General features: G+C 72.3%; 8 protein-coding genes. All 8 read right to left on the minus strand.

Annotation, left to right across the window (positions count from 1 at the left end; translation table 11 throughout):
* Positions 1-2 precede the first annotated feature (2 nt).
* The 8 genes from mfd to pstC all read right to left on the minus strand — a co-directional run bounded on the left by mfd (position 3) and on the right by pstC (position 13,962).
* Positions 3-3,545, minus strand: coding sequence for a transcription-repair coupling factor (gene mfd / locus ACERUJ_RS04775; protein ID WP_370247308.1), 3,543 nt, complete (start codon positions 3,543-3,545; stop codon positions 3-5).
* A 120-nt stretch (positions 3,546-3,665) separates the two neighbouring features.
* Positions 3,666-4,391 carry a phosphate ABC transporter ATP-binding protein gene (locus ACERUJ_RS04780; RefSeq protein WP_370247340.1) on the minus strand — a complete coding sequence of 242 codons (726 nt, stop codon included), beginning with the start codon at positions 4,389-4,391 and terminating at the stop codon, positions 3,666-3,668.
* Positions 4,392-4,679: 288 nt separating this feature from the next.
* Positions 4,680-6,260, minus strand: a complete 1,581-nt coding sequence (locus tag ACERUJ_RS04785; protein WP_370247309.1) for a substrate-binding domain-containing protein — start codon at positions 6,258-6,260, stop codon at positions 4,680-4,682.
* A 116-nt stretch (positions 6,261-6,376) separates the two neighbouring features.
* On the minus strand, positions 6,377-7,267 hold the full coding sequence (locus ACERUJ_RS04790) for a class E sortase (protein ID WP_370247310.1): 891 nt from the start codon (positions 7,265-7,267) through the stop codon (positions 6,377-6,379).
* Positions 7,264-9,915: a hypothetical protein gene (locus tag ACERUJ_RS04795; protein ID WP_370247311.1), complete on the minus strand. Its 2,652-nt coding sequence runs from the start codon at positions 9,913-9,915 to the stop codon at positions 7,264-7,266. The genes ACERUJ_RS04790 and ACERUJ_RS04795 overlap by 4 nt, the downstream gene beginning before the upstream one ends.
* Complete coding sequence (locus ACERUJ_RS04800; protein ID WP_370247312.1) at positions 9,915-11,663, minus strand: substrate-binding domain-containing protein; 1,749 nt, start codon at positions 11,661-11,663, stop codon at positions 9,915-9,917. The genes ACERUJ_RS04795 and ACERUJ_RS04800 overlap by 1 nt, the downstream gene beginning before the upstream one ends.
* Complete coding sequence (gene pstA, locus ACERUJ_RS04805; RefSeq protein WP_370247313.1) at positions 11,660-12,943, minus strand: phosphate ABC transporter permease PstA; 1,284 nt, start codon at positions 12,941-12,943, stop codon at positions 11,660-11,662. Before pstA ends, ACERUJ_RS04800 begins: the two co-directional genes overlap by 4 nt.
* Entirely contained in the window at positions 12,940-13,962 is a 1,023-nt protein-coding gene (gene pstC / locus ACERUJ_RS04810; RefSeq protein WP_370247315.1) for a phosphate ABC transporter permease subunit PstC, read from the minus strand. Before pstC ends, pstA begins: the two co-directional genes overlap by 4 nt.
* Positions 13,963-14,144: the final 182 nt, after the last annotated feature.

Consider the following 14,144-nt stretch of genomic DNA (forward strand, 5'->3'; position numbering starts at 1 on the left):
GTTCACTCCTTCGGATCCAGGACGGCGTCGATCACACCGCGGGCCCATTCAAGCAGGGCGATGCCCTCCAGCGGGCGACCGGTCGCACCCGGGGTGCCGGGGCGCGGCACGAGGACGGTGTCGACCGTGGTCTTCACGATCGACTTGGGGTACATCCGCTGCAGCCGCACGACGCGGGAGTCGGGCAGGCTCACGGGTGCGAACCGCACGTTGCGGCCCGCGATCGTGACCTCCTTCAGCCCCGCCTGCCGGGCCCGCGCCCGGAACCGGGCCACCAGCTGGAGCGAGACGACCTCGACCGGCGGCTCGCCGTAGCGGTCGACCATCTCCTCGGCGATGGCGTCGACGTCGTCGTCGCTGCGCACCTCGGCCAGGCGTCGGTACATCTCCAGGCGCAACCGCTCGCTGGGGATGTAGTCGTGCGGCAGGTGCGCCTCGACGGGCAGCTCGATGCGCACCTCGCCGAGCTCGGGCTCGTCCTGGCCCTTGAACTCCGCGACCGCCTCCCCCACCAGGCGCACGTAGAGGTCGAAGCCGACGTCGGCGATGTGGCCCGACTGCTCGCCGCCCAGCAGGTTGCCGGCGCCGCGGATCTCCAGGTCCTTCATCGCGATCGCCATGCCGCCGCCGAGGTCGGAGTGCTGGGCCAGGGTGGCCAGGCGCTCGTGGGCGGTCTCGGTGAGCGGCTTCTCCCCCGGGTCGAGGAAGTAGGCGTAGGCGCGCTCGCGCGAGCGCCCCACCCGGCCGCGCAGCTGGTGCAGCTGGGAGAGACCCAGGGTGTCGGCCCGCTCGATGATCATGGTGTTGGCGTTGGAGACGTCCAGGCCCGACTCCACGAGCGTGGTGCACACCAGCACGTCGAAGCGCTTCTCCCAGAAGTCGAGCATCACCTGCTCGAGCTGCTTCTCGTTCATCTGGCCGTGGGCGGTGGCCACCCGCGCCTCGGGCACCAGCTCCTTCAGGCGCCCGGCGGCCTTCTCGATCGAGTTCACGCGGTTGTGGATGTAGAACACCTGGCCGTCGCGCAGCAGCTCGCGGCGGATCGCGGCCGTGACCTGCCGGTCCTCGTAGGCGCCGACGTAGGTGAGCACCGGGTGGCGCTCCTCGGGCGGGGTGGTGATCGTCGACATCTCGCGGATGCCGGTGATCGACATCTCCAGGGTGCGCGGGATCGGGGTGGCGCTCATGCTGAGGACGTCCACCGAGGTGCGCAGCCGCTTCATCTGCTCCTTGTGCTCCACACCGAAGCGCTGCTCCTCGTCGACGATGATCAGGCCGAGGTCCTTGATCCGGATGTCGGGGTTGAGCAGGCGGTGGGTGCCCACGACGATGTCGATGGTCCCGTCGGCGAGGCCCGCCGTCACCTCGGCGGCCTCCTTGTCGCTCTGGAAGCGGCTCAGCGCCTTGATGACCACCGGGAAGCCGCTCATCCGCTCGCTGAAGGTCGAGAGGTGCTGGGTGACCAGCAGCGTGGTGGGCACCAGCACGGCCACCTGCTTGCCGTCCTGCACGGCCTTGAAGGCGGCCCGCACCGCGATCTCGGTCTTGCCGTAGCCGACGTCGCCGCAGATGAGGCGGTCCATCGGCACGACCTGGCGCATGTCGGCCTTGACCTCCTCGACCGTGCTCAGCTGGTCGGGGGTCTCGGTGTAGGGGAAGGCGTCCTCGAGCTCGCGCTGCCAGGGCGTGTCGGGGCCGAAGGCGTGGCCCTTGGTGGCCTGGCGGGCGGCGTAGAGCTTGATCAGCTCGGCGGCGATCTCGCGCACCGCCTTGCGGGCCCGGGCCTTGCGCTTGGTCCAGTCCGCGCCGCCGAGGCGGTCCAGGCTGGGCTGCTCGCCGCCGACGTAGCGGGTCACCTGGTCCAGGGCGTCGGCCGGCACGTAGAGCCGGTCCGGCGGCGCGCCGCGTTTGCTGGCGCCGTACTCGAGCACGAGGTACTCGCGCACCGCGCCCTGCACCTCGCGCTGCTTCATCTCCACGAACCGGCCCACACCGTGCTGCTCGTGCACCACGAAGTCGCCGGCCTTGAGCTCGAGGGGGTCGATCTGACGACGCCGCCGGGCGGGCATCCGCCGCATGTCGCGGGTGGAGGCCTGCTGGCCCGAGACGTCCTGGCCGGTGAGCACCGCGATCCGGGCGCCGGCGTCGACGAAGCCGTGGCCCAGCGCGCCGCAGGTCACGCTCACCACCAGCGGGTCGGGCGCCTGGTCGGGCTCCAGCAGCCGGGCGGGCTCGTCGCGCTCGCCGAGCGCCTCCACCATGCGCTGGGCGGGGCCGTGACCGGGGTGCACCGCGACGACGGTGTAGCCCTCCGCACGCCACCGGGCGAGGTCGGTGAGCGCCGCGGCGACGTCGCCGCGGTAGGCCGGGGCCTCCTCCACCTGCAGGGTGGCGTCGACGTCGACGTCGATCCCGGCGGGCCGGTCGGACTCGGGGTCCAGGCCGAAGGGGCCGAGGGTCCACCACGCCTGGCCGCGGGCGAGCACGTGCTCGCGCACGTCGGCGAGGCTGCGGTAGGAGGCGGCCCCGAGGTCGATGGGCGCCGGGCCGCCGCCGGCGGCGGCCGCCCAGCTGGCGCCCAGGAACTCCTCGCTGGTGGCCACCAGGTCGGCGGCGCGCGTGCGCACCCGCTCGGGGTCGCAGACCAGCAGGTGGGTGTCGGCCGGCAGCAGGTCGACCAGCAGCTCCATCTCCCCCACCAGGGCCGGCGCCAGCGACTCCATGCCCTCCACCGCGATGCCGGCTGCGATCTTGTCGGTGAGCTCGAGCAGCTGTGGGTGGGCGCGGCCGAGCTCGGCGGCGCGGGCCCGCACGTCGTCGGTGAGCAGCAGCTCGCGGCAGGGCGGGGCCCACAGCCGCGGCACCTCGTCGATCGTGCGCTGGTCGGCCACCGAGAAGGAGCGGATCTGCTCGACGTCGTCGCCGAACAGCTCGACCCGCAGGGGGTGCTCCTCGGTGGGCGGGAAGACGTCGACGATGCCGCCGCGCACCGCGAACTCCCCGCGCTTCTCCACCAGGTCCACCCGGCTGTAGGCGGCGTCGACCAGGCCCTGCACGAGCTCGTCGAGACCGATCGCGTCGCCGGGGTGCAGCTCGACCGGCGCGAGGTCGCCCAGGCCCTTCACCTGGGGCTGGAGCACCGAGCGCACCGGCGCCACGACCACCTGCAGCGGGCCGGTGCCGGCGTCGGTGCCCGGGTGGCACAGCCGGCGCAGCACGGCCAGGCGGCGTCCGACGGTGTCGGAGCGGGGGCTGAGGCGTTCGTGGGGCAGGGTCTCCCAGCTGGGGTAGAGCGCCACGACCTCGGTGCCGATCAGGTCGCCGAGCTCGGCCACCAGCTCCTCGGCCTCACGGGTGGTGGCGGTGACGACCAGCGCCGACCGCCCCGCCCGCACGAGCGCGGTGGCCACGAACGGCCGCAGCGCGGCCGGACCGGTGAGGGACAGCGTCGGCTCGTCCCCGGACCGGGCGGCGGCGTCGAGACGCTGCAGCGCCGGACCGGCGAGGACGAGGTCGGCGAGCGGGGCCAGGGGCGGGCGGGACACGTGGGCACTCCGGAGGACGGCGGGGCAGGACGAACGGCCCCGGGCGCAGCGCACCGGGGGCTCCCCCGCAGTCTAGGCGGGGCTCCGCCCCACCCGTCCGGGCACCGGGGGCCCGCGGGTTCAGCCGAAGCGGCCGTTGACGTAGTCGGCGGTGCGGGAGTCCTGGGGGTTGCCGAACATCGCCTGGGTGTCGCCGTGCTCGACGATGACGCCGGGGGTGCCCTGGCTGGCGAGGAAGAAGGCGCACTGGTCGGAGACGCGGGCGGCCTGCTGCATGTTGTGGGTGACGATGACGATCGTGACCTCGCGGGCGAGCTCGACCATCGTCTCCTCGATGACGCGGGTCGAGGTCGGGTCCAGGGCCGAGCAGGGCTCGTCCATCAGCAGCACGCGGGGCTTGATCGCCAGCGACCGGGCGATGCACAGCCGCTGCTGCTGACCGCCGGACAGGCCGCCGCCGGGGGCGTCGAGGCGGTCCTTGACCTCGTTCCACAGCCCGCCCTTGACCAGGCAGGACTCGACGAGGGCGTCCTTCTCGTCCTTGCTGGCCTTGGCGCCGGTGAGCTTGAGGCCGGCGAGCACGTTCTCGCGGATCGACATCGCCGGGAACGGGTTGGGCTTCTGGAACACCATGCCGATCGCGCGGCGGGCGTCGATGAGGCGCTTGGAGGGGTCGTAGATGTCCTCGCCGTCGAGCAGGACCTCCCCCGCCAACGCCGCCGAGGGCACCAGCTCGTGCATGCGGTTCAGGATGCGCAGGAAGGTCGACTTGCCGCAGCCCGAGGGACCGATGAGGGCGGTGATCGAACCGGCCGGCATGACCAGCGAGACCCGGTCGAGCACCATGCGGTCGCCGAACCAGGCGGTGATCTCACGGCCCTCGAGCTGGGCCAGGGGCGCCTTGGCCCCCGCGAGCCCGTCGGTCGGGGCGGGGTCGGTGACGGCGGGGAGCTGGGTGGTGTGGGCCATGACGGCGGTCTTCCTGTGCGGAGGCGGTGGCGGCGGGGAGGGCGGGACTCGAGGAGAGAGGGCCGCCCGGGCCCGTGGTGCACGGGCCCGGGCGGAACCGGATCAGGCAATCAGGGTCGGGTGAACATCACGTGAAGCGCGGCCCTCCCGCAGATCGCCCGGAGGTCACTTGAAGGTGACGGTGAAGGTGAGGGTGGAGCCGACGGCCTTGGCGTCGCCGGCGTAGGTGGCCTTGACCGTGCTCTTGCCCTTGCCGAGCTTGGCCTTGGTCAGGGTCACGGTCAGCTTGCCGCCGGACAGGGTGCCGGAGCCGACGACCTTGCTGCCCTCGGTGAGGGTGATCCGACCGGTGGGAGCACCGGCGAGCGCGAGGTACTTGGCCACGATGGCGCCCTTGACGTTGGCCGCGCCCTTCTTGCTGGCGGCCGGGAACGTCTCGGCCAGGCGCGACCCGTCCTTGACCACCACGGTGGCGTCGTCGCTGGAGGCGACGAAGGCGGTGTCGGCCTCGGGGGTGTAGGTGGCGGTGACGCCCAGCGCGCCCGGCGTGCGGCCGGTCAGCGTGATCTGTGCGGTGCCGCCGATGAGCGCGGCCTCGCCCAGCTCGGTCTCGGTGGCGGTGTCGACGAACGTGACCGAACCCTGGGGCGCGGTGCCGGCGCCCGTGCGGGCGACGGCGGCGCTCAGGCGCACCTGGCCCCGGGCGGTGCTGGCACCGGTCACCGTGGTGGTGGTCTCGATCGGCTCGACCGGCACGTTGAGGTCGAAGTCCGAGGTGGCGGTCTGGGTCGCCACACCGCACACACCGCCGTCCTCGGGGCGGGCGAGCTGCTCGAAGCCGGCCGCGGCGATCAGCGGGAACGCCGCGTCGGAGCAGACGAAGCCGGCGGAGCCGAAGACGGCCTGGATGTCGGAGTTGCCGACGACCGTGCCGCGCACCACGTTGTAGAGCGCGCGGTTGGCCGTGAAGCCGTCACGCAGGGCCAGCGCGGTGCCCGCGAGGCTGGCCCGACCGACCGAGAACGGCGCGACCGCGTTGGCGTTGTTGCGGATCGGGGCCGGGTCGTGCTCCTGCACCTCCTGGACCGAGGCGGCCAGGGTCACCGGGGTACCGCCGTTGGCGGCGGTCAGCTGGGCGATGAAGAACGAGCGGGTGCCCGAACCGTTCTGGGGGATCTTGGGCTCGATGGTGCCGTTCTGGCCGCCGATCTGGTTCCAGTTCGTCACCTGGCCGCTGTAGATCTGCACCATCTGGGCCGGGGTGATCGTGGCCGGCGCGTTCGACGCGACGTCGTTGGAGACGGCGAGCTTGAGGCGGTCGAGGGCGAACGGGATCTGCTGGAGGCCCGCGTTGGTCTCGGCGGTGTTCAGCGAGGAGGAGGACCGGGCGAAGTCGATCTCGGGGACGCTGGGGTTGTACAGCTGGTTCTTGCCCGAACCGGACCCGTTGGGTCGGGTGATCTCGGTGCCGCCCGGCAGCGTCAGCGTGCCACCGCCGGTGGCGGCGTACGTGGCGATCTTGACCGCCGGCGCGGGGTTGGTGCCGTTGTAGGCGTTGGCGAGCCGGAACAGCGCGTTCTGGCTGGTGTCGGAGCCGACGCCGATGAGGTCGGAGCTCACCGGGGTGAAGGTGGTGTCGTCGGGGTCGGCGGTGTAGACGGCGTGGGCGGTGCCGGTCGCACCGGCCAGCGCGGCGCCGGTCAGGGCGACGGTCAGAGCGCCGGCGAAGGCCTTGCGTACGAGCATGTTCGCTCCTCGTGAGGGTTCTGCTTCGGGATGAGTGGTGGTGCGGTGCTGCGGTGGTGCGGTGGTGCGGTGGTGCAGTGGTGTCGCGGTGTGGTGGTGCGGGGCCCGGGCCCCGATCACACGAGGTTCGGCAGCAGCCGGGCCGCGGTGTCGGTGGTGATCCAGGCCAGGGCGATCACGAGCGGGCTCGCGATCACCCAGGTCAGGACGGCGGAGAGCCGTTGGCGGACGGCGACCACGCCGAGCGTGAGCGCCAGCAGCAGGGCGAGGCACAGCGCCAGGGCGGGCAGGGCCTCGGGATCGGTGCCCATGGCCTGCTCGGCCTCGGGCGGCAGCGCCGCCGTCGGTGCGCTCGGGGTGCCGAAGCCCTCGGCGGCCTCGGCGTCGACGAAGACGGTCTCGGTGGGGGTGAACCGGGCGAAGGGGCCCGAGCCCTCCGCGGTCACGAGGGTGAGCCGGGCGACGCCTGCGGCCGCGGGCTGCGGGAGGGGGTCGCCCTCGCGCCGCAGCCCGATGACCGAGAACGTCTGCGTGCCCTGGGCGGAGACGGCGACGATCGGGTCGCCCACCGCCAGACGGGGCAGTTCGCGGAACGGCCCGCCGTAGGTGGCGGCGCGGCCGTAGACCACCGAGGTGCCCACCTGACCGGGCAACGGGGTGCCGCGGCGGTGGCCGGGACCGGCGCGGAGGTCGCCGGAGTTCGTGCCCTCGACGACCACCTCCTCGACCCCGATGGTGGGCAGGGTCAGCAGCGCCACCGGCGTGCCGGGCTCGATCGGCCCGCCCAGCGGTGCGGTCTGCTGGGAGAGGTCGACGCGCAGGTCGCGGTAGAGCAGGGTCTGCGCGCGGTCGTGGGAGATCGAGCCGAGCACGGTGAGCTGGACGACCAGCCAGAGCGCGATGAGCGCCGCCATGGTGAGGCCGGTGTTGATGACCTGGACGGTCGGCGGTGCCGCGGCGGGCGACGTCGGGCGTGCGCCGGCCGGACGGGGCGCGAGCAGCGTCATGAGCCGCTCCCGGGGGTGCGGGCGGCGCGCAGCGGCGCGACGAGGAACCGGACGAGCACGACGGCACCGCCGGCGACCAGGCCGAGCAGCAGCAGCGCCGGCAGCAGCCAGCCCGCGATCCCCGCCTCCGCGCCGCGCGTGGAGGCGGTCGAGACGACGTCGATCTCGGCCGGGGCGTCGGTGGTGGGGGCCGGCGTCTCGGTCGGCACCGCACCGTCGGTCGGGGCGTCGACCGCGGGGAGATCGGTGTCGCCCGGGACGTCGGTGCCGCCCGAGTCGGTGGTCCCGGTGTCGGTGTCGGAGTCACCGGTCCCGTCCGTGCCGTCATCCGTGCCGTCGTCGTCGCCTCCGCCCTGCCGGGGCGGGCGGGTGTCCTGGGCGCTGACCAGGGCGGCGACCTCGGTGGCGGCCTTCTTCAGCTTCGCGGTGGGTCCGCCGTTGCGGATCGGCACGAACCCGCCAGGCAGCCGACCGTTGCCGCTGCCGGGGCGCTGACCCTCGGTGGTGGAGACCCGGATGAACTGGGACACCGAACGTGCGGTGTCGGGGTCGACGCCGAACAGCTTGGAGGCGGTGTAGACGACCATCGTGCCGGGATAGGCGTTGGAGGAGCGGCGCAGATCGGCCTGGTCGAGCTCGAACGGACCGCGCGGCGTCGACCTGGTCATCAGACCCACGGCGTTGGCCATCGTCTGGGGGGTCGGGGCGACGAACCGGTTGGGCCGGGTCTCCAGCGCCGCGGTGCGCAGGCCGAAGCGGGCGGCGTCGCCCAGGCTCACGAGCCCGAGCATGAAGCGTGCGCCGTAGGACTGCCGGGCGATCTTGCCGATCTTGAACGTGCCGGTCGGCGGGTCGAACTCGCAGCGGGTCTGCACGTTGGGCTGGCCGTCGAGCAAGGCGTCGGAGATCTTGCGCAGGCTCGTCACCGGGGCCGCCACGGCGCTGAGGTAGACCACCGGGTTGGCCTGGCGGCAGCTGTCCTGGGTCTCGGGGACGTAGGTGTCGAGCAGCGGGAACTCGTCCAGCGGCACGGCGAGATCGCGGTAGGCGGGGTTCACCCGCATCCCCCACGGGTCCTTCTGCCCGGCGATGAACGCACGTGCCTCGGGGTCCGCAGCGAGGTAGGCGGTGAGCTGCTCGATGACGTCGGAGGACACCGAGAGCGAGAGCACGGTGGCGGCCGCCTCCTGATCGATCCGCGACAGCCCCGGGTTGAGCCTGATGAACTCGGGGTCGTTCACGATCGAGATCGGGTTGTCGGCCATCCCCGGATGACCGCGACCGAGGTCGGAGGCGGGGTAGGACTGGGTGAGCAGCTTGGCGATCAACCGGGCGTTGAGCTTCAGGGAGTCGTACTCCCCGGCGTTGTCGGGCCGGTCGATGATGTAGCCGATCGCGAACCCGGTGACCGCGGTCGGGGCGTAGCCGACCGGGATCTCACCGCGCTGCTCCTGCTCGGAGGAGACGACGGCCGCGGCCGCCTGGTCGGACTCCATGAGGTTGAAGCCGGCGGCGTCGGAGGTGATGTTGAGCTGGAACTTGAAGCGCTTCTTGTTCAGGCAGTAGGCCGGCGCCCACTGCAGGCCGGCCTGGGCCAGGAGCTCGGAGCCGAAGAAGCCCGTGGGAGGGCGCGGGTCCAGCACGTCGCAGGTGTCGGGCGGGAGGCCGAAGCTGATCGGGATCTCGAAGCGGTGGCGCCAGTTCGACTCCGACCACCACAGCGCCGGTCCGACGGCGGTGTCGATGCCGTCGTTGGCGAAGTTGCTCGACCCGGGCGCGAACTGGCCCCGGCGCCGGCAGGCGCGCTCGCTGAGCGAGGCGGTGTCGCCCTCCTGGCGGTCGCAGCTGATGCCGACGATCGGGATGACGACGATGGAGCAGTCCACCGTGTTGTTGCAGCCCAGGGACTCGTTCTCCACGTCCGAGCGCACCTCGAACTGCACCGACCCGGCGCCGTCCTCGTCGGTGAACGCGGCGACCTCGGCAGGCGGGAAGGCGGCGCCGACCGCGGCCTCGGGCGGCATCGTGTCGGCGTTGCAGGCGGGGTAGACCGTGCCGTTGGCGGCCACGAACTCGGTGAGCCGGGAGGAGAAGCCGTTGGTGTCGGCGGTCGGGCACTGCTCGGTGGGGATCGGGTCCAGCCCCGAGACGCGGGCCTTGTCGGCCTCGTCGGCGGCCGCGTCCTCGCGCCACACCGACTCCAGGTCCGAGCGCAGCAGCTGGGAGCGCTGGGAGAACGAGCTGGTCCAGCACGTCTCCGGCCGCACGTCCTCGCCCTGCCCCCGGCACTGCATGATGACGACGGGATACTCCTGGTTCAGCCCGTTCTCGCCGTAGGGGTTGGCCGCGCGACCGCCGCTGGGCTGGGCGCCCGACCAGGAGATGCGCACCCGCTGCCGGCCTCGCAGGTCGCGGGTGGTGTCGGCGGAGACGGTGACGTCGTAGGAGGCCACCGTGCGCTGCTCACCCGAGGCGTCGGTGAAGGTGCGGGTCAGGGTCCGGGTCTCGCGGTAGCCGTCGGCGGCGGCCCGCTCGGGCGGGGTCCCGACCGCGGTCGGTGCCGCCGCGCTGGTGGGCGCGGGCAGTACTGCCGGGACGGCCGCGAGGACGGTCACGGCGAGGGCGAGGGCTCCGAGGAGGCGACGCATCAGGCACCTGCCGCGCGACGTCGGTAGTAGGCGACGAGCAGCCCGGGCAGCAGCACCAGCGCCAGCAGCTCGACGGCCGCGACCAGGCCGAACGCGCCCGAGTCGGGCGGGTCGCGGTCCAGCGTGGTCGAGCTGGCGAACACCGCGGTGTCGCCCGAGACGACCGAGCCGTCGGTGGTGACGACCGCACCGGTCTCGGGGTCGACGACCGGGGCTCCCCCGTCGCCGGGGGCGTTGCCGGGGGCACTCGGTCCGCCCCCGGTGTCGGTGCCCGTCGTGGTGCCGTCACCGCTGGTGGTGCCGTCACCGCTGGTCGTGTCGTCACCGCCGTCGGTGCCGGTCTCACCACTGCCGTCGCCACCGCCGTTGTTGGTGTTCTGACCCGTCGAGGTGCCACACGGCCCCTCGCCCTGCTTGTCGCAGGCCGGCGGCTGCTCGGCGATCTCGGCGAGCAGGTTCCGGTTCGGGTTCTTGCCGTCGAAGGTCGGGTTGTTGCACGAGGCGATGTCGCGGTTCTTGATGTCCACGTCCGGATCGGCCGCGGCCAGCCGGCCGATCTGCTCGAACCCGGCCTTGACCAGGTTCACCGGGAGCGGGGAGTACCCGTAGGGCCCGGCCTTGGTCTGGCCGGAGCACAGGGAGTAGAAGAGGAAGTCGGCCAGGGTCTGCCGCTTCGACGTCGTCATCCGCTGGTCGTCGGCGCCGGTCGGGATGATCATGTAGCTGTAGGAGCTCACCGGGTAGGCGCGGGGATCGGCGTTGTTGTAGACGCCGTCGAGGATCTGGGTGAGGTAGGTCGAGGGGTTGCTCGGGTCGGACTTGTCGATCTTGGCCTTGGTGAGCGCGACGGCGACGTTGTACTGCGTCGGCTCGACGTAGTACCCGGCCTTGTTGAGCACCTTGACGACCGGGTAGTCCTTGTTGACCGGGTAGGCGTACTCGACGTAGCCGATCATCCCGTCGCCGGCGAACCCGGCCACGGTGTTCATGACCTGGTCGGAGCCGGACTGACCGACGATCCCGGTGCGGCCCTCGCGCGGGTAGAACGACGTCAGGCCCGACCGGCCCGCGAAGGGCCGCCACAGCGAGGGGTACTGCTTGTCCAGCCACGCGGTGAACTGCGCGGTCGTGCCCGAGCCGTCGGAGCGGACCACGGGGATGATCGCCTTGTCGGGGAAGCTGCGGCCGTTGTTGTCGGCGGTGATCTGCGGGTCGTTCCAGTTGGTGATCTCCTGGGTGAAGATCTTGGCGATCGTCTCGCCCGAGAGCCGCAGGTTGCGCACGAGCTCGCCGCCGACCTCCAGGTGGTAGGTGAACGCCGTGCCGCCGGCCACGATCGGGAGGTAGGCGAAGTCGCGGCCGTTGCTGGTGTCGGACTGCCCGTTCTCGTCCTCGCCCTGGTAGGGGATCTCGGAGATCGCGAAGTCGACGCTGTTCTGGGAGAAGTCCTTGCGACCCTTGGTGGAGCCACCGCCGGTGTAGACGACCTTGAGACCGTTGGCGTCGACGTCGGCGATCCACTGCTGGACGATCAGCTCCGACCACGTGGAGCCGGTGCCCTCGATGGTCGTGTAGGCGGCACGCGCGGCGCTCGCCGGCGCCTGGCCACCCTCGGCGGCCAGGGCGGTGCCGGCGGCCGCCGGGAGTGCCACCACGCCGAGCACGGTGGCCCCCAGCAGCAGGCGTCGCGCCTGCGGGCGCAGCCGCAGCCGGGAGCGCAGGGACGGCAGGAACGGGGTGAGGCTCATCGGGACTTCCGCTTCCGGGTCGAGCTGCCGGGCGGGCGTGCCAGCAGACGGGCGATGACGAAGAACACGAGCACGATCACGAGCAGCACGAAGGCCGCGCCGTAGGCCCGCTGGATGGCGGTCGGGTCTCCGGACCGCACGTTGGAGTAGACGAAGAGCGGGAGGGAGTTCATCGAGGTGCCGAACGGGTTGAGCACGGTGAACTGGGCCGCGCCGCTGGTGAGCAGCACCGGGCTGGTCTCGCCGATCCCGCGGGCCACCCCGAGGATCAGCGCGGTGGCCAGGCCGGGCCGGGCCGTCGGCAGGACGACGTGCCACACGGTGCGCCACCGGCTGGCGCCCAGGGCCAGGCTGGCCTCACGCAGGCCGCCGGGCACCACCCGGAGCACGACGTCGGCGGCGCGGGCGATGATCGGGAGCATCATCACCGAGATCGCGAGGCTGGCGGCGAAGCCCGAGCGGGGCTGACCGAGGGTGACGATCCAGACGGTGTAGATGAACAGGCCGGCCACCACCGAGGGCAGCGCGGTCATGGCCTCGACGACGGTGCGCACGATCCGGGCGAACCGGCCGCCGACCTCGGTCATGAAGACCGCGGTCCCGATGCCCAGCGGCAGGGTGATCACGATGGCGATGCCGACCTGGATGAGCGAGCCCAGGATCGCGTGGCGGATGCCGCCACGGTCGAAGGGGTCCTGCGGACCGACCCCGCCCATGTCGGAGCCGAGGAAGTTCAGGTTCAGCACCGGTTCGTAGCCCTTGACCGCGACGAAGGCCACGGTGCTGAAGAGCGCGACCCCGAGGGTCAGTGCTCCGCCGGTGACGACGACCTGGGCGAGCCGGTCGACCACCTCCACCCGGGTGCCGGTGAGCAGGGTGATGACGACGGTGAAGGACAGCCCGCACAGGAAGGTGACGATGACGAACCACGCGACACCGGGCAGCGGCAGCAGCCGCTGGGTGAGCAGCCAGGCCGTCGCCACCGAGGCGACCCAGGTGCCGGCCGCGAGCAGCCGCTCCTCCGGCGTCGGCTTGCCGAGGCTGGCGCGACGCACCGCCGGGGCGGCGTCGGGGTCGAGGACGGGCCGGTGGGTGAGCTTGGGGGTGGTGATGGTCGTCGGCGCCTCGTCGAGGTAGAGCGCCTTGGCGTCACCGGGGGCCGCGGCCGTCGCAGGCTTCGCCGCCTCGAGACCTCCGGGGACGGTGGGCCCGGTCGGGGCGGCGACGTGCTTGCCGAGGGTCACCTCGGGAGCACCGGAGTCGGGGTGCACGGTCGTCATGCGTCGGTCCCCGCTCCCGATCGCGAGCGGTTGACCACCATCGCGGCCAGGGTGTTGATCACCAGGGTGATGAGGAAGAGCACGAAGCCGGCCGCGAGGAGCGCGGAGAGCTGGTTGCCGTCGGCCTCGGCGAAGCGGTTGGCGATCAGCGCGCTGACGCTGTTGCCCCCCAGCTCGAAGGGCCGGACCTTGAACTCGAAGGTCGTCGAGAGGATCAGGACCACCGCGATGGTCTCCCCGAGCGCGCGGCCGAGCCCGAGCATCGAGCCGCCGATGATGCCGCCGCGACCGAAGGGCAGCACGACCGAGCGGATCATGCCCCAGCGGGTGGCGCCGAGCGCGAGCGCGGCCTCCTTCTCCCCCGGCGGCGTCTGGGAGAACACCTGGCGCATCACGGCGCAGGCCATCGGGGTCACCATCATCGCCACCGCGATCGCGGCACAGAAGGCGCTGAAGCTGTAGCGGGAGATCGTCGGCGCCGGCGCATCGGGGTTGCCGCCCACGACGTCGAAGATCGGGATCCAGCCGAGCGTGCGGTCCACGAACAGCGCGAACTGCGAGGCGTACTCCATGATCAGCAGCGCGCCCCAGAGCCCGTAGACCACCGAGGGCACGGCCGCCATCAGGTCGACGATCGAGACCAGGGTCGGCTTCAGGCGCGGCGGGGCGTACTCGCTGATGTAGAGCGCGGTGAGCAGGGCGAGCGGGAAGGCCATCGTCATGGCTACGGTCGCGATCACGATGGTGCCGAGCAGGACCGCCGCGATGCCGATGACGTCGGCCTCGGGGTTCCACTCCCGCTCGGTGAAGAAGCTCCAGCCGTAGCGCTGCAGGGTGGGGTAGCCCTGGTAGCCGAGGAACAGGCCGACGCCGCCGGTGATGATCAGGACGGTGGCGCCCACGGCGCGTGCGCCCTGCGCGAAGATCGCATCGACCCCCGTGAAGGTCTTGTTGATCGGCCGCGGCGTCGGCGTCGGCTTGTCGTCGACGCGCTCGCGTTCGGGGAGCGTGGTGCTCACGGTGGGGCGGGGTCCTGCCTGTCGGGGAGCGCCGTCCGGGTGGACGGCCTCGCCGAGTGTCAGGAGCGCGCGAGAACGGAGGCGTCGCGTTGGGTGAACGGGGACCGAACGCGACGGGTGACTTCAGGGAACGCGAACGTGACCTGGACCACGCACCCGTTCCGACCTAGTCACAACGGGCC

It is taken from the genome of Nocardioides sp., from assembly GCF_964228225.1.
GTDB lineage: Bacteria > Actinomycetota > Actinomycetes > Propionibacteriales > Nocardioidaceae > Nocardioides.